Annotated in this window: 15 protein-coding genes; 1 reads left to right on the top strand and 14 read right to left on the bottom strand. The window is 66.9% G+C overall.

The window, feature by feature from the left end; genetic code table 11:
• Positions 1-98 precede the first annotated feature (98 nt).
• From IU459_RS33600 to IU459_RS33630, 7 genes are all read right to left on the bottom strand, one after another.
• Positions 99-527 (bottom strand): helix-turn-helix domain-containing protein, encoded by a 429-nt coding sequence (locus IU459_RS33600; protein ID WP_195133629.1) that lies wholly within the window; start codon positions 525-527, stop codon positions 99-101.
• A 185-nt stretch (positions 528-712) separates the two neighbouring features.
• Positions 713-1264: a hypothetical protein gene (locus IU459_RS33605; RefSeq protein WP_195133630.1), complete on the bottom strand. Its 552-nt coding sequence runs from the start codon at positions 1262-1264 to the stop codon at positions 713-715.
• Complete coding sequence (locus IU459_RS33610; RefSeq protein ID WP_195133631.1) at positions 1261-1821, bottom strand: hypothetical protein; 561 nt, start codon at positions 1819-1821, stop codon at positions 1261-1263. The genes IU459_RS33605 and IU459_RS33610 overlap by 4 nt, the downstream gene beginning before the upstream one ends.
• 21 nt (positions 1822-1842) lie before the next feature.
• Positions 1843-3471 (bottom strand): M23 family metallopeptidase, encoded by a 1629-nt coding sequence (locus IU459_RS33615; RefSeq protein ID WP_195133632.1) that lies wholly within the window; start codon positions 3469-3471, stop codon positions 1843-1845.
• Positions 3472-3487: 16 nt separating this feature from the next.
• Positions 3488-3826 carry a transposase gene (locus IU459_RS33620; protein ID WP_195133633.1) on the bottom strand — a complete coding sequence of 113 codons (339 nt, stop codon included), beginning with the start codon at positions 3824-3826 and terminating at the stop codon, positions 3488-3490.
• Positions 3827-4122: 296 nt separating this feature from the next.
• Positions 4123-4644 (bottom strand): DUF4913 domain-containing protein, encoded by a 522-nt coding sequence (locus tag IU459_RS33625; protein ID WP_195133634.1) that lies wholly within the window; start codon positions 4642-4644, stop codon positions 4123-4125.
• 551 nt (positions 4645-5195) lie between these two features.
• Entirely contained in the window at positions 5196-6188 is a 993-nt protein-coding gene (locus IU459_RS33630) for a hypothetical protein (protein WP_195133635.1), read from the bottom strand.
• Between the two features lie 555 nt (positions 6189-6743).
• On the opposite strand from IU459_RS33630, the gene IU459_RS33635 reads away from it, so the two are divergent.
• A complete protein-coding gene (locus IU459_RS33635; RefSeq protein ID WP_195133636.1) occupies positions 6744-7493 on the top strand; it encodes a GNAT family N-acetyltransferase in 750 nt (249 codons plus the stop codon).
• A 365-nt stretch (positions 7494-7858) separates the two neighbouring features.
• Here IU459_RS33635 and IU459_RS33640 read toward each other — a convergent pair whose 3' ends face one another.
• The 7 genes from IU459_RS33640 to IU459_RS33670 form a co-directional block, all read right to left on the bottom strand.
• Entirely contained in the window at positions 7859-8719 is an 861-nt protein-coding gene (locus tag IU459_RS33640) for a hypothetical protein (RefSeq protein ID WP_195133637.1), read from the bottom strand.
• A 135-nt stretch (positions 8720-8854) separates the two neighbouring features.
• Entirely contained in the window at positions 8855-10606 is a 1752-nt protein-coding gene (locus IU459_RS33645) for a hypothetical protein (RefSeq protein WP_228838886.1), read from the bottom strand.
• Positions 10607-10608: 2 nt separating this feature from the next.
• Complete coding sequence (locus IU459_RS33650) at positions 10609-12096, bottom strand: SCO6880 family protein (RefSeq protein WP_195133638.1); 1488 nt, start codon at positions 12094-12096, stop codon at positions 10609-10611.
• Positions 12097-12141: 45 nt separating this feature from the next.
• Entirely contained in the window at positions 12142-13704 is a 1563-nt protein-coding gene (locus IU459_RS33655) for a hypothetical protein (RefSeq protein ID WP_195133639.1), read from the bottom strand.
• A complete protein-coding gene (locus tag IU459_RS33660; RefSeq protein ID WP_195133640.1) occupies positions 13701-14546 on the bottom strand; it encodes a hypothetical protein in 846 nt (281 codons plus the stop codon). The genes IU459_RS33655 and IU459_RS33660 overlap by 4 nt, the downstream gene beginning before the upstream one ends.
• Entirely contained in the window at positions 14543-15178 is a 636-nt protein-coding gene (locus tag IU459_RS33665) for a hypothetical protein (protein WP_228838887.1), read from the bottom strand. The genes IU459_RS33660 and IU459_RS33665 overlap by 4 nt, the downstream gene beginning before the upstream one ends.
• Before the next feature lie 27 nt (positions 15179-15205).
• Entirely contained in the window at positions 15206-15475 is a 270-nt protein-coding gene (locus IU459_RS33670) for a hypothetical protein (RefSeq protein ID WP_195133641.1), read from the bottom strand.
• Positions 15476-15477 lie beyond the last annotated feature (2 nt).

Genomic DNA, 15477 nt, shown 5'->3' on the forward strand with positions numbered 1-15477 from the left:
CGTCCTCGCCCGCTCACGCGGTACCACCGACCCCAACGAACAAGAGGACACCACCCCAGCACTGACCGCCTGACCGAAAGGATCACGCGGCAATCACCTCAATACACCACGCGTTTGGACTTGACCTCTCGCAATCCCGGCAGCGCGTGCTCGAGGCTGTTGTTGACCGCGAGCACATGCCACAGCGGTGAGAAGTATCCGGCCAGCATGCCGACTCGGTCCAGGTCGTCGAGGCGTTCGAGCATCGCAGGCACCTGTGCGACGCGGGCGCGCAGCGCCTCCAGGCCGACGAGGGCCGTGGCGGGGTCTCGAAGTGCACGGATGTGTTGGATCTGCGCAGCCGACAGGGAGTAACCAGAGGCCAGCAGCTGCAACGCTTGTGGGGTGGGGACGCGGTCACCGTTTTCGATCTGCTGGAGATAGGCAGCGCTGAGCCCGATCCGGGTCGCGGCTTTCTCCCTCGACAGGTGCTTGCTGGTGCCGGCCTGGTGGATGGACTCGCGGATCTGGCGCAGGTACGGCCCCAAGGCTGGTGGATTCAGATCCGCACGGTGCGCGCCCTGCCTCGCACGCCGTACTCCCGCACCCGGCTTCACGCGGTCGCCGGCTTCAGGTTCAGTCGAGCCTGATCGAGAAGTGGGCATCTGAAGGTTGTTGTCCGACATCGCTGTTGGTCTGCCTCCTGCTTCCGGCTCGTCGTGCGCCATGGTGGTCATCCCACGACGCGGTAGCCGGTGACGCGCCAGCCTTCGGTGTTGTGCTGTGTGCGCGCGTGGATCCGCATGTCGCGGTAGGGCGTAGAGGTGCCGTCGCGGTGCAGCACGGTCTGGGTCACTGTCGCGACGATGGTGCAGTGTTGCCAGTCGCAGTCGTTGGCGATCTCGGCGTCGGCGTGGGCGGTGACGATGTCGCCGGAGCGCCGCCACACCGCCCATTCGGGCAGTTCACGCACCCCGGGGGCCGGTGGGCTGTCGGCGGCGCGGGCCAGGTCACCGGCCAGCCAACTCCGCGCCCTCGGCAGGGCCGCCCCGGGACTGGTGTCGGTGACCGGTTGCCAGGTGAACATCGCCGCCAGCGCCTGTTCGGCAGCCTCCGGCGCGCTGGCGGTCGCCGGTTGCGGACCGTGGATGGCGTGCTCGGCGTCCCCCACCACCGTCGATGTGTCGGTGCGAGTGTCGCGGCCGGGACCAGCCAATGCCGCCGCGGCAAGCAGCACGGCCGCGGCGGCGCCGCACAGGACGAGGATGCTGCGGGCGCGCGTCATTCGTCGAGGGCAGCGTCGGCGCGGTCAGTGTCCAACAGCCACGACGCGGCCAGCGCTGTCACGGCGTCGCGGACATCCGCCGGTCCGGTGTCCAGGTCGTGCAGCATCTGGGCGTGCCAGTCACCGTCCAGGGCCGCGATCGCCGAGACCGCGGTCGGCTCTCCCAGCCAGCGCCGCACCAAATCCTCGACAAGCACACCTCGCGGACAGGGGGTGCGGTTGGCTGCAAGGATCAGAGCTTCGAGATACTGCTGGGCGCTGTCGACCAGCTCGGGCGGCTGTCTGCCGGGCAGCTCCAGCTGATCGAGCTGCAGCGGCTCCTGAGCGACGACGGAGTTGATGGTGTCCAGCAAGCGTGCGAGCGCGGTTTCGCGGGTTTTGTCGTCGAGCCGTTCATCGGCTTTGACCCGGTCGTAGCGAGCGAACAGGCCCGAGAGGGTGGCTCGCCAGCGCAGCAGGTTCACCGCGATCCGGGCCTGAATCAGAGTGCTTGCCGGGTCAGGACGCGAAGCCAGCAAATGCGGTAGTCGCAGGCGGGTCGTGGTCGGGCTCGTCATCGGTGTACTCCGTTTCTCTCGTCAGCTCAGCGCGGTGCTGTACTCGTTGACTGTGGCGAGGATCTTGTCGACATACGGCCGGGTCTGAACGACGTAATCCGTTGAGCCGGTGGGGAATCCGCCTGAGTGCAGGACGGCGCCTTCTCCGGCGTTGTAGGCGGCGAGATACAGTTCGGTGCGTCCGTTGGGGGCGTGAACTTTCCCTTCGGCGATCCAGCCGTCGACGTGGGCGGCGATCGCGCACATGTAGCGGCCCTGCGCCATGACCGCATCCCCGATATCGAACGGGGACACCTGCCCGTTGCCGTCGTCGTCGGCGCCGTAGCTTGGCCACGTTTCGGGCATGAACTGCGCCGGACCCTGAGCGCCATCCGGGGAGACAGCATCGGTTCTGAAGCCGCTTTCGGCTTCGCCCTGGGCTGCCAGCAGGGCGGAGCTGATCTGCGGGCACAGCCCACCAGCGCGGCGATACCACTGCTCGAACTGCGGTGGCACCGATCCTGGCGCGATGTCGTCGTCGCCGTGGTCGGCGGCGGCCTCGCAGTCACTTCTGCCCGCAGCTGCGGGGCTGGCGGGGCCGGTGATTGCGGATCCGTCGGGGTACCCTCCGCCGACGACGGTGATGTGGACGTGGTCGAAGTGATTGGCTGTATCGCCGCCGCGGTCTTCCATCAGCGAGGCCTCACCGTCGGGTGTGCGGTATTCGCGCCGCCAGATCACGTACTCGACGTGGAAGTTCTGCGCGTGGGCCATGACGTAGTCGACGACCTTGTCGCCCAACGCTTTTCCTTCTCCAGTGCTGTAGTTGGGGATCATCACGTCGATCGCCCGGCCGGACGGGTGGTCAGGGTAGGGATCGGATTCGCGCCATCCGCTGATGGAGGTGATTTCGGGGAACGTCGCCGCGACCGCGCGTGCCGTCCGGACCGCGTCGGCCTGCAAATTGGCTTCCGATCCCATGCTGGCGGGCAACGGTGGCAGCTCCGCGCCCGGTGCGGTCACCGCGGCGGCGATGTCGGGTCGCGCTGAAGCGCTGGCGCCGGGGTTCGGGGCAGGCTCGGCAGCGCGGTCAGGGGCGGGTTCGGCGGCACCGGCCAGCCACGTTTCAGGGTCGGCGGCCTTGCCGCCGGTGAACCGGCCACCAGGCCAGGTTTCGAAATGCAGATGCGCCCCACCGGGGCCGGGTGGGGAGACTTGCCCGTTGTAGCCGACGAGCGCGATCTCCTGTCCGGCTTGGACGCGGTCACGTGCGGCCACGCGTAGGTCGGAGTCGAACATGTGCCCGTAGACGGTGGAGATGGCGCGGCCGTCGATGTTGTGGTCGATCACGATCCAGGTACCGAACCCGCTGGCTGCGCCTGCTGCGGCGACGACACCGTCAGCGGCGGCGTAGATCGGTGTGCCCGCCGCGGCGGCGAAGTCGATGCCCTGGTGGAATTCCCCGCCTTCGCGGTAGCCGAAACCGGAGCTCACCCGATAGGTGCCTGCCTTCAACGGCGCGACCCGCGTCCCCGGCGGCACGGTACCCGAGCTACCAGTCATTGGGGTGCAGCGGTTTTCGGCGCGGTCATCCAGCATCAGCAACAGCACCATCAGAATCACCGACAGATACAGCAGCCCGATCCCCGCGATCACGGTGACCGGCTTCATGGTCCACCTCTGATGTTCATGGCCGGACCTGGTTGTGGCGGCGGGCATGCAGTTCAGCGACGAGGTCACGGTTCAGCTGAGTGACCACGTCGAGTTGGGCTCGGGCATCGGCGAGTTCGCGGCGTAGCTGCGAAACCGACACCAGCTTGCGAGGACGGCCTTCGGCCACCCGGATCCAGTCACGGATGGCGCTGGCCGACACCCCGAGCTGCTCGGCGACGACACGGCGGGCCGTTGACTCGGACTGCCCGCGCGCTTCCAGCGCCTGCACGGCGGTGATCGCCGCGTCACGGACCGCGGCGTCGATGCGTGCATAGCGGCCGACCGTCGATGCAGGGGCTCGTCGACCGGTCATGGCCCGGCCTCTGGTGTCTCCGGCAGGGCAACAGCGCTGGGCGCCGGGTCTGCGACGACCACGGGTTCCGGGACTGGCGGCAGTAGATCCGTCATGGCCTGACCTGTCTGGCTGGACCGACTCGGTAGCTGGTCACTCTCGGCGTTGTAGGTTCTCGTCGAACTTGTCGGCTGGAGCCCTTGCGATCTGCTGATTCGCCCAGGTGTCCCACCGCTCTGTCGGTGGCTTTTCTCATCGAGTTGTCGTTTTTCTCGGTGGCTGAACGCCTTTCGGCCGTGATCCAGCGATAGGGACTGTCACAGATCCGTCATCTCCTCGTCTGTATCCGCTGGCGGGTCGAGGTCAGGAGGCGGGAGACGGTGGTGGAATTCGGCCAGCACATCTGCTGGAATCGGGGTCGAGGGCAGTTGTTGAGGCCGTCGCCGATGAGGGCCGAGGCTCTGGCCGCCATTGTGGCCGCCGGCAATTGAACAGCCAGCGAAGCCTCCAAACGGCGACATCAGAACAGCCATGTGGGGGTCCGCCTGGTGGACAAACCACCATGAAAGGCTGAATCTCTCGTCACTGCTGCTGCGCATGAACTCCCACTCGTGCCAGAGGGAATACAGTCGCGCCACCGCTTCGGTATGTCTCCACCAGTCGGGGCACCAGGCGCGAATCAGATATGCGGCGTCCCCCAGGTTGGGGTGGGTTCGCTGGAACAACGGCAGTTCGGAGGCCTCGATCAGGATCCGCGGATAAAGCGGCAAGAGGTAGAACTCGACGAATTCCCCCAGGTCGTTGAATCTGGGTTGGGAATGCGGGGTGTCCCATGTCATGGGTGGGTTCCGTTTCTCGTGGTTGGAGTGATCCGGTGGCGGCCGGGTAGCCGTCGGCTGTGGCGCGGCAGTAGATGCGCTGGCGGGCTACAGTGCGAAGACGTGCGGTAGACTCTGCGCAGCGTTCTCACCGGTTTTGCGTACACGCAAGAGCGATGCAAAATGCTTGAGAAGACGCAGTCAGTCATGAGATCCCCCAGGCGTTGTAGGCTCCGGCCGTAACTGCCGTTTCCGCTCGTCATTTCGTGCGGGAACCATCGGCTTTCCCATCGGTTTGTCGTCGTGTTCTTCCCATCGGTTTGTCGTCTTCTTGTGGTTGGAGTGATCTGACAGCTGCCTGATGGCCGTCCGGATTGAACCGGTAGTAGATGCGCAGCAACTTCGTTCGGCCGCCGTCCATCGAGAGAGGCAGCACGGTGAGGCCGCCGAGGGCCGGAGGCGGGCGGGTTCCGGCGTCGGCATAGCCGGATAGTCGTTCGGGCCGAACGCTGCGATCATCCGAAATGGAACCGATTCGGTGGGCAGTTCGTCGAGCAGGTTTCCGCCGGGGGTCATAGCTCGGCTTCCGGCGCTTGCAGCCCCGCCGCCTCGTTGCCGGGTAGGGCATCGCTGAGATCGAATCCCGTCTCTGCAACGACGTCGGCGTCGAGTCCGGCTGCCGCGATGGCGCGGGCCGCATTGCCCCCGCCTCTGTGATCGCCGTCCATGTCGCCGGGGTAGATCGCGCCGAGATACCATTCGACCCGGTCCGCGCGATATTCAGCCTCGGACCCGGCTTCACGGATCTCCACGTCCAGCGTGGCGACCGCTCGGTCGATGAGCACCTGCGGCAACGGTGGCTGTGTACCGGCCTCGGCCGACTGTCGTAGACCGAGTTCTGCAGTTCCCATTGGACGGCTAGCATCGGCCACCATGTCGGAAGCTGAATGTGCGCGCCAACGATCCATGATGTCGCCGTAGGGGTATATCGCGTTCTCGAACAAGCTGACCCACCCCTTGTGGTCCCGGCCCCACAGGTCGGATCGCTCATCGTCGCTATGCCCGGCATACGATGCGACGGCCGCCGCTCGTGCCCAGATCGCCGCCATGTTGCTTTCGAATTGCTGCTGTTCTTGCCTTCCAGGAGCCGGGTCTTCGGCGCGGGTATAGAACCGCCGGTCCACCTCAAGGGCGGCCATGTGCTCGAGAGTCCAGATATCGTCGGCTATCGCATCGATCAGCCGCGCGCGAACCGCTTCGTCCCCTTCCAGGACCGGTGCACGGCGATGGCCCCAGACGCTGAGGTTGCCCGCCGCATTCACATCTGCGTGCCGGATTCCGCACGCCCTGGCACGTAGCTCCAGGTCGTGCTGTTGCCGTCTCAGCTCGATCGTTCGTGCGCGCAAGTGGTTCAGCGCCGGGTCGGGTTTCTGGGGCCATGGCGGGCTAAGTTCGTTATCGCGGTGGATCTGCCATTCCTCGGACGCGAGGTCTCGTATACGGTCCAGCAACCGTGCTTTCCATCCGGTCAAGCCTCGACTATCGAGATCAGTCACCTTCTTCATCTCCCAACGTGGCTGTTGCGGGGTCGCCGCCTGACGTGACCTCGACAACGACGGCTTGGGATTCCCTCGCTGTTTGAGGCTGCTGTCGAGGTGGTGGTTGTAGTCCTCGTTCTTGTTTGCGGTCTGACGTGTGTTGAGCTGGCCGGATCATGCGGATTCCCATCGGTGTGCGTCGGTTGTTTCTCACCCGGTTTTGCGCTTCCTTCTGGAGGGCGAACTTCTCAAGCTGCGAAGCGGAGGCCGTACGTGGAATGAGGTGGGAGTAGGTGCGGGGGCCAACCGACCGAAGTCCACAACCCTGAATCGGCCAAGGTTGCGCCAATCCGGCTCGGCTACAAATGATTTGGACGCCACCCGCACGAGAACAGCCCGCGTTTCGCTTCTTCGTTTCCTGGGTCGGAGCCGCCCGACCGATGTGGAAGGATGAGCGTCGTGGGTGTAGCTATGCGGCTCTACGCGGACAGGGTGGATCTGCGGGCAATGCAGGATCTGACACAGCGGCTGTGGTCGCCTACTAGCTCCCACCACGTCGGGGACTTGGCTTGGGGCCGGTTTATGTACACCACGGATCTGGCGGACTGGCCGATCGCGCTCTGGCACGACGGTTTTCGTCTCGTGGCCTGGGCGTGGGCCAACCTTCCCGACGACCTCAGGGTGGAGGTCGACCCGGCGTACCCGGAGCTGGTCTACGACGTCATTGCCTGGTTCGACGAAGTGGCCGACGGGACTCCGCGCCAACTCAACCCTCTGAATAACCAGGTAGACCTGTGTACGGTGTTGGTTGGCTACGGGTACGAGCGCCAGCCGGACCGGCCGTACTTCACTCATCACACCCGGTCCTTGCTGGACCTGCCCGAGCCCGAACTGCCAGCGGGTTTTATCGCATGTTCCGTGCGAGGAGCAGAAGACCTCAGCGACCGCGTCACCGTGCACCAGAAGGCGTGGAACTCCGCCCGCGTGACGGTGCAGTCCTATCGCGATATCATGTCCAGCTGGCCATATCGGCCCGAGCTGGACTGGATTGTCGAAGCCCCGAGTGGTGAGTTCGTCGCGAACTGCCACATCTGGTATGACGAAGATAACCGCGTCGGTCTGATCGAACCCGTCGGCACCGTGCCGCAGTACCGTCGCCGAGGTCTGTCCCGTGCAGTGTGCCTGACCGCGCTGGCGGCTCTCCGCGATGCGGGGGCCGCCATGGCTGTGGTCTCGCCGAGGGGCGACGACGGATATCCAATCCCCCAGAACCTCTACCGCAGCATTGGTTTTCAGCCGTACGCCCGTACCCACACCTATGTGAAGGCGTGACGTCGAATTCACGAACAGGTCTCGTCCCTCAGCAACCTCTTCGTGTCTGGGGTCGAAAATCACCGCGGCCCAACATCTGAACGGACCGCCGACGCGCCGCAGGATTCTCGTCGGTCTTGCGTAAACGCAAGACCGACGCAAAATGACTGAGAAGACGCAATCAGTCATGAGAACCCACAGTGGTGGTGGTGGTTGTAGGTTTCGCCGATAGTTGACGTTCGACACGTTCATTTCGTGGGTGAATCATGGTTTTTCCCAAGGGTTTGTCGCCGTTGCTTTCCCATAGGCTTGTCGCCTTCTCGTGGCGGGAGCGATCGGATGGATCTACGCATCCGGCGCGGCCTGGGCTTCGTCGACGCGGGTGGTCATAGCAACAACCCGGGATCCTGTGAGTCAGGTGCCTCGGCAGCTGGGGCGGGAACCCCGCCCGGTTCCCATTCCAGGGCCGTGGCGGGGTGGATCGCCGCCTCGATCGAGGCCGACAAGCCGACGTCGCCGGCTTCGTGTAGATGAACCGCTCGATCGAGTTGCGCGCGCGGAGGCTCTGCCTCCAAGGCTCGTCTCGCCTGCGCCGCCAGTTCTTCCGGCGTCACCAGCACACGTGAGTTCGGCTCGGGAATGGGGTGGCGGAGGGTGTCGGCGATACGGTCGGATCGGCTTTGGAACCACGGGTCGCCCAGGTCGTCCCGCCACACCTCTTCGATGGCGTCGGGTGTGTCCATAACCTCAGCGGTGCCAGCCATCATTCGCGGCCAGTCGTCCATCGCGTTCGCGCGAACTGTGGCCCGCTCGGACTCGGTCATGTCGATCAGGACCGCGATAGTCTCCACGTTCGCCGCGAGCCCGGCCATGTTCCGACGCTGTTGCCCGGTATCGGCCAGCGACTGTGTGGTGGAGTTGTCTACTCGATGTTGCCGGCTGCGGAGAACCTCGACCGCAACCATGTAGCGCAACTGCCACGCGTCGGCCTTGGCTGTTTCCAGAAGGCTCGCCCGAATCGATTCCTCGAAGTGGGGTGAGTTTCGAACGTGGAGCCATTTCTGGTTCAAGAAGCCGACCACACGAACTTTGTCAATGCGTGTCCAGGAAACTCCGGCCGAATGCGCTCGTTCCTCGGCTTCACGCCGCTCGGATTCGTTTTTCTCACTGGGCGAGTAATTCCAAACAGAATTCGCCGCCGCAAGGTCACCGACTTCGCGCAGCATTTCATCAGTCGTGGCTGACACCGAATTTCCTTTCGCCTGACACAAGGGTTACGAGACGCCACGTCGGATTCCATCGGTTTGTCGTAAACGACAGATCACCGACAAGCGGATGGGAATACCGACAAAAGCCATGGGAACCTATATCGGTGGTGGGCGTCATGTGGCGTCACCGTCGGTGCCGAAGGCCGCAAAGCGGGTGTTGGTGTCGTGGAGTCCGGTGGCGCGTTCGGTGTCGGTGAGCTCCACTAGAAACGGGATGCCGGGTTGGCGGCCTTCGCCGACCTTGAGCAGGAACTTCCCGGTTCCGGGTGGGGTCGGGCGTGGTGTGCCGGGTCGGATGGCTTCTCCGGTCAGTGCTTGGGGGGCTGACCAGTTGGTGACCATCGCGCGTTCGGTGGTGGTGAAAGGGATGAATGTCGAGAGCCGGTTGACTTCCTCGCCGGGTAGTGCGCCGAAGATTTTGGCGCGGGCGCGTTCGAGGAATCCCAGTGCCCGGGAGATCGAGGCGTCGCTGCCGAGGGATTGGAGGTCTTTGATGGTGTGGCTGATCATGATGAGCGCGGTGGCGATTTGGCGTTGCAGGCGGGTGAGTTCGTCGACGCGTTCGACCATGAAGTCGCCCAGGCTCAGTACCTGCCACAGCTCGTCCATCACGACCTGGAAATAGCGCTGTGGCGCCAAGCCGGCGTCGGCGAGCATGTTCAGTGCTTCCACGGCGCTGAATCCCGCGCCCCAGCACGCCAGCATCACCGCGGCTTTGAGTTTGCGGTCTCCGGTGGGGATGTGGGAGACGTCGATGCACACGGCGGTCGAGTCGAGGTTGATGCCGACGGTGGTGGGGCCGTTGAAGACCTGCCCGAACGGTCCGCGTGTGAGGGCGCGCAGCGATTGCCGTAGCGGCACCACCGCGGCCTGATACTTGTCCTCGGTGTCGGCGGCAGCGTCCAGTTGCAGCTCCGGGCCGCCGTCGACGATCACCTCGAGCAGGTCGTCGAGGATGGGCTGGTTGTGTGGTGTGAAGCCGCGTCCGCCGTCGGCGGTGGGCCGGTAGAGGCCCGCGAGGGCGGTGGCGATGACGGTTTCCTCGAAGTCGGCCACCCGCCGCCCGCGCACCAGCTCCACCAGCGCGCAGACCAGGGCGATCTGTCGGGCGCGGAGTTCTTGGGCGAGTGTTTGTGCGCGTTCGAACATTTCGGCGGCTTCGAGTTGGGCGAGGACTTTGCCCATGACGCCGGTGTCGAGCGGGTTGAGTTGCCCGTAGCCGTAGCCGAGGTCGATGACCTGCCCGCCGACCAGTTCCACCAGGGAGCGGTAGTCGGGTTTCACATCGGCCAGGATCAGCGGGGTGATGCCTTGGGCGATGCCGCCGAGCACGATGCGCCGCACGAGTGACGATTTGCCGAATCCGTTGAGGCTTAGCACGAAAAGGCTTGGTGCGGTGATGAAGCCGCCGCGCAGAAACCAGTTCATCGGGTCGAAGCACACCGGGGCGCCGGTGCGCAGATGCGGTCCCAGCGGGGTGCCGACCAGCGGAGCCCCGGCGCCGACTGACCACGGCCACAGTCCGACGACCTGGGCGGTGGTGCCGCGCCATTCCGCGGGCCGCCCGACCGCCGACACCCGCCCACCGGTCGGCCCGGCGTATCCGGTGTCGGTCAACCGCAGTGTGGGCCGGTCGAAGTCGTCGTCCACCGCGGCGCGGGCGAGCGCGCCGACGTTGCGGCGGCGGTGGTCATCGCGCGACAGCAGCACTCCCGCCCACGCCCCACGCACTCCGCCGCGCCGCTGCCGCGCGAGTAGTACGGCGCGTTTGTCGTCGGCCAGCACGCGTGGTCCACGCCGCGCGGGCGACTGCTCGGTTGTGGTGGCGGCACGGTCTTGTTGTTGGGGCGCGGGAGGTTTGGTCATGCTCATCCCTCGAGCGCTTCGGGGACGGTGGCGTGTTCGGGCAGGATGACGCCGACGCCGAGGGAGGCGGCGAATGCTGCGGAGTGGTAGGTGTTGCAGCGGCGGATGGCCAGCCGCGCCTGGGTGGAGAGGTCTTTGACGAGCGCTTCGATGCGGGGAATGTCTTCTCCGCGTGGCGCGGTGAGGGTGATCAGGATGCCGTAGCGGGTCAGGCCGTGGCCGCGGGCTTGTTCTTGGCGGGCCTGTTCGGCTCCGGCGACGCGGATGCTGGCGGTGGCTGAGACCAGCCCGCCGCGGGTGTTCTGCTCGGCGACGCGGGCGTTGCGGTAGTCGTCGTCGACCAGGCGGGTGGCTTCGGCCGCGGAGTGCGGCCGGTAGACGATCGCGACGCGTTTGCGTGGGAGGTCGGGATTGGGTTCCAGCAGTCGCTGCAGCACCCGTTCGGTCATGACACCGCGCGGTGGTTCGGTCATTTCCCAGGTGATGCTGACCGCGCCGGCATGCTGCAGCCGGTCGTAGCGTTGCTGTTCGTCCTGTGGGCCGGCCATTTCCCAGGTCACGCCGTGCCCGTCGGGTTCGGCTGCGGCGGCTTCCAGGTCTGGCTGGGCGGCTGGGTCGTAGGCGCGGCGCACGACGGCGATGATCTGGTCGGCGGTCATCGGTTCCGCCCGCACCCCGGCCTCGGCCAGCGCGGCGAGGATGCCCGGCAGCCGGCGCCCGATCTCGAGGGCCTGCTCGGCGGGGACCTTCCTGCGTTCGGGGGTGGTGGCTTCGAACGTGATCGCGATACGCGGTTCCAGTTGCACGCGTTGGCGCGCCAGCTGGGCGGCCAGCTCCCACATCACCGTGGACGCCAACTCCGGTGCGTCACGGTGGGTCATCGTCGACACTTCGCTCATCAGCCGGTTCCCGGTTTCGGGCACGGTATCGATCACCGGCACAATCGCTTTCACATCCGGCGCCGACCCCACCGAGGCCAGAAACGCCCCCCACGCCGCCACCCACTGATCAACCACGTCCTGATCGACGGCTTCACCGCCTTGCGGCCATGCCCGCAGCACCACGGTGTACTCGTCGAAACGCGGCAGATGGATCATCCCGAACCGGTGCCCGTCGACGGCTTGGCCCTCATACATCCGTGACGGGGCCAGCAACCCGGGTAGCCGTGTCGCTCCGCCGGGCATCGCCGAGAACGATCCCGACCGGTAGACGTGCTCGCCGCGGCGGCCGCCGCGCCACCACTGCCACAGCAGCAGCGCCCGCGCATACCCGGTGCGTCCCCCGATCTGGATCACCAGCGGCGCGGTCACCACCGTGCCCGCCGCCGCCACGATCGCCGCCGCCCGCAACCCCAGGATCGCCTGGGTGAGCACGACCGCGACGATCACCCCACCAGCGGTGAGCATCGCCACCCACGACAGCCCGAACAAGCCCTCGGTACGCGGGCGTGAGCCCGCGCTGTAGGTGCGCTCGACATACTCTGCCGTCACCGCGACGACTCCTTCCCAATCGAAACCTGCTGCCGCGCAGCGTGGTCAGCGCGGAATGTCATGACGCCCCAAATCCGGGCCCCGGTAGGGCACCACCCCGGTAGACGGCGAACCCGCGCCACCGCCGACGTCGTCACCGAGGCGCTCCATCGCCCGCCCCGCGCCGCTCGCGGTCGCCGACACCCGCATCGCACGTCCTCCCGCCCCACCAGAACCCGATGGGTTCGCCAGCGCCGCGGACGGTTTCGATGCGCCCCCAGCCCCGCGCGGCCCGGGCAGCGGTTTCGGGGATCCCCCTCCCCCTCCGGGGCCACCACCGGATGGCGGGGGGCCTCTGTGTCCGGTGGGGGCGGGACCGGGCCCTCCGGCGACGAATCCGGCAGACCCGGCGCCGCCGGACACCGCGCCACGGGCCAGCAACGCTTTTCCTCCGGTGACCGCGACGACGCCCGCGCCCACTGCAGCGCCAGCGGCGGATGCGCCGCTGCCCCCCGAGCCGACCATGCTCAGCGCGGGGGCCACCAAACGCACCAGCGCCGGGAGCACGAACGCCACACTGCACAGCAACACCATGCCGACCAGCGCCCGGTGCGCGGAGTCCGCCGAGCCCGGCTCCCCCTGCTCCACGGCGGTGTTGGTCGAATCGGCGGTGACGAACGCGATCATGTACACCAGCGCCGCCACCGGTTTGAACAGCAGAAATGCGACGATCCAGGCGCCCAGGCGCTGGAATGCCGCGCGCCCGCCGCTCATCCCGGACGCCGCGGCGGTCAAGGGATAGATCCCGACCGCCACCACGAGCAGGGCTTGGCGGATGATCGTCAGGAATGTCATGGCCAGCGCGCCGAGGATGCCGACGAGTGCGACCACGAACACCAGCCCGGGCCCGTAGACGCCGAAGCGGTCGGTGCGGACCAACAACTCCGCTGCGCCGCGCGCGTTGCCGTTGGTGGCGTCGTTGATGATCCACAGCGAGAAGGCATCGGTCAGCCGGGCGCCGGCCAGGATGGCGAATCCGGCGATCCAGGTCGTCGCTGTCGCTCGTACCAGCGTCCGGAAGGCTTCTTCGGCGTGCTCGGCGGCCATGTGCTGGCGGGCGATGCCGATCCGCAACGCCGAGACCAGGATCGAGAACGCCAGCAGCCACGTCTGCAGCTGCCGGGTATAGGAGTCGATACGCTGCCACAACGTTTCCCCGCCGGTACCCGGATCTGCGAGGACGTGGTCGTTGGGCAGCCGCGCCCACAGCATGCTCCAGGACATGGCGTCACCGAGACCATCGAGCAAGATCTCGGTCACCTGCCCGAACGTGGAATCCCACAGCTTGGATTTGGTCGCCTCGATCGCGCTGCCTGGATGGGAGGCGGCATTGCCCGCCTTACACACCGCCGACCCCAGATCCCCGGCGAAGCCACCTAGATTGGGGATCGACGACAGCACATCGTGGATCTGATTGCACACCTGGTCGAACCCGTAGGTGGTGGAGGTTCCGGGATCGGCAGGAGGTGGTGCGGGGGTGGCCGGTTGGGCTGCGGCGCCACCGCAGGCACCGGCCATCACGGCGATGGCCGCGAGGACAGTAAAGGTGACCCGACGCCACCCGATCACGACCATAGCGTCCACCCGGTCAGATCTGTGACGGTCTCGGTCGGCAACTGGCGGCCGTTGCCGCGGATGCGCCAATCCCCGTCGTGCCAGACCATCGGCACCGTCACCGTCAGCCATGACCGGATGCCGGAGGGTTCGCGTTGGGCGTGGGCGGCCAGCCGCAGCACCGCGAGATCGGCGGCGTAGCTGTCGATGCGGAAACCGTCGGGGGCGAGCAGAGTGCGGGTCACCGACTCCGGTTGCTGGCGCGGCAACTTCCCCGCGGCGATGCCGGCGTCGAAGGCGGCCTGGTCGGCGGCGGTCAACACCATGCGGGCGGCGACGACCGCGCGGTCCCCGGGCCGGGCGGCGACCTGGTTGACGCTCGCGGCTGCCGCCAACGCCGCGCCTTGCGGCGTGCGGGCATAGCCTGCGGCGAGCCCGTCCCCGATCCTCGTGGGGCCGTCGGAGGTCGAGAACGGAACGACCGCGCCGTGGACACGCTGCCACCCACCGGGCTCCCGCAAACCGGCCGGCGGCGCGGACAGCCAGTCCGGGTCGCTGGGCTGGCGACCGCGAACGGTTTGGTCGCGCAGCTGTCCTGCCGGGTTGCGGGGGATGTCCACGCGGCGGCCGAACGCATCGACCTCGGGTACATCGAATCCCTCGCCCGTCACCGCGGGCGGCGCGCTGGTGGTATCGGTGGCGGCGGATGGGCTGGCGCTGGTCGCGGTGTCGGTGCGGCGCACCGCGAACGCGATCGAAGCGGCGATCATGATCAGCGCCAGCAGTGACACCGACGCCACCGTCCAGACGTTGACCGGCCGCTGGCCGGGGGATGGTTTGTGTTGACCGGATGTCATTGCGGCGCTTCCAATCTGACTACCGCGTCCAGGGTCGCTGCTTCTCGTACGGCGGGTTCGGTGGCGTCGGGGTCCGGCAGTCGCAGGCGCCAGTCGGCGGCCACCCACACCACCGTCGCGGTGTTCACCGCGATCGAGCCGTCGGGGAAGGAGGTGTAGATCTCCACCCGCGCGGTGGCGGGGTTGTAGTCGGTGAGGGTGTAGCCGCGCACCCGTGGCGCGGTGGCGGGGTCGGCGGGGGTCTGGATCGACAGCAGCACCCGGGAGCTGGCCCAGGCGTCCTTGCCCGCGCCCGCCGCGATTTCGTGGGCGGCGATGCTGGCCCAATGCTCATCCGGAGCCAGAGACATCCGCACGGTGTGCACGATCGCCGCCAGCGCCGCGCCTTGCGGGCTGTGGCTGAATCCTGTTGCCGCGCTGGGATCGATGTTGCGGGGGCCGTCGGCGCCGACCGGAAGGCGCACACCTTGGTAGTTCACCCACCGCACATCGGCCGGGGCCGCCGCGAGATCCGGGCCGGCGGGGACCGGCGGGTGCTCGCTGTCGTCGTGGCCGCAGCCGCCCACCGCGACCACGGCAGCGAGCGTGAGAATCAGGCCGCCTATGCCGGGAGTTGTGCGGAATATGTTCATACTCAGTCTCTTTCACACAGGTCCGGGTTAGAGGGCGAGGTCCATGAGCAGGGATCCGGCGATCGGCCAGGCGACGGTGGCGAAAACCCACGACAGCAGCACGCGCATCACGTCAGCGGGTGCGGCTGGCGGGCCTGGGGGCGGGCGGAAGTACTCCCATCCGGCGCGCCCGCTGACCCAGGCCAAACGCGCGATCAACCCGGTCTCCACCCCCCACAGCAGCCACTGGAACATCTGCCGCAGCTGGTCGGTGACCTCCGGCGGCAAGTCCTTATAGGCCAGAACCGTCTCGATCATCA

This window comes from Nocardia amamiensis (assembly GCF_015477605.1).
GTDB lineage: Bacteria > Actinomycetota > Actinomycetes > Mycobacteriales > Mycobacteriaceae > Nocardia > Nocardia amamiensis_A.

Bases quoted from the DNA above. Each gene is read 5' to 3' on its own strand.
- IU459_RS33605 (WP_195133630.1), bottom strand. From the start codon at position 1,264: ATGACGCGCGCCCGCAGCATCCTCGTCCTGTGCGGCGCCGCCGCGGCC.
- IU459_RS33610 (WP_195133631.1), bottom strand. From the start codon at position 1,821: ATGACGAGCCCGACCACGACCCGCCTGCGACTACCGCATTTGCTGGCT.
- IU459_RS33615 (WP_195133632.1), bottom strand. From the start codon at position 3,471: ATGAAGCCGGTCACCGTGATCGCGGGGATCGGGCTGCTGTATCTGTCG.
- IU459_RS33620 (WP_195133633.1), bottom strand. From the start codon at position 3,826: ATGACCGGTCGACGAGCCCCTGCATCGACGGTCGGCCGCTATGCACGC.
- IU459_RS33625 (WP_195133634.1), bottom strand. From the start codon at position 4,644: ATGACATGGGACACCCCGCATTCCCAACCCAGATTCAACGACCTGGGG.
- IU459_RS33630 (WP_195133635.1), bottom strand. From the start codon at position 6,188: ATGAAGAAGGTGACTGATCTCGATAGTCGAGGCTTGACCGGATGGAAA.
- IU459_RS33635 (WP_195133636.1), top strand. From the start codon at position 6,744: ATGTACACCACGGATCTGGCGGACTGGCCGATCGCGCTCTGGCACGAC.
- IU459_RS33645 (WP_228838886.1), bottom strand. From the start codon at position 10,606: ATGACCAAACCTCCCGCGCCCCAACAACAAGACCGTGCCGCCACCACA.
- IU459_RS33660 (WP_195133640.1), bottom strand. From the start codon at position 14,546: ATGACATCCGGTCAACACAAACCATCCCCCGGCCAGCGGCCGGTCAAC.
- IU459_RS33665 (WP_228838887.1), bottom strand. From the start codon at position 15,178: ATGAACATATTCCGCACAACTCCCGGCATAGGCGGCCTGATTCTCACG.
- IU459_RS33670 (WP_195133641.1), bottom strand. From the start codon at position 15,475: ATGATCGAGACGGTTCTGGCCTATAAGGACTTGCCGCCGGAGGTCACC.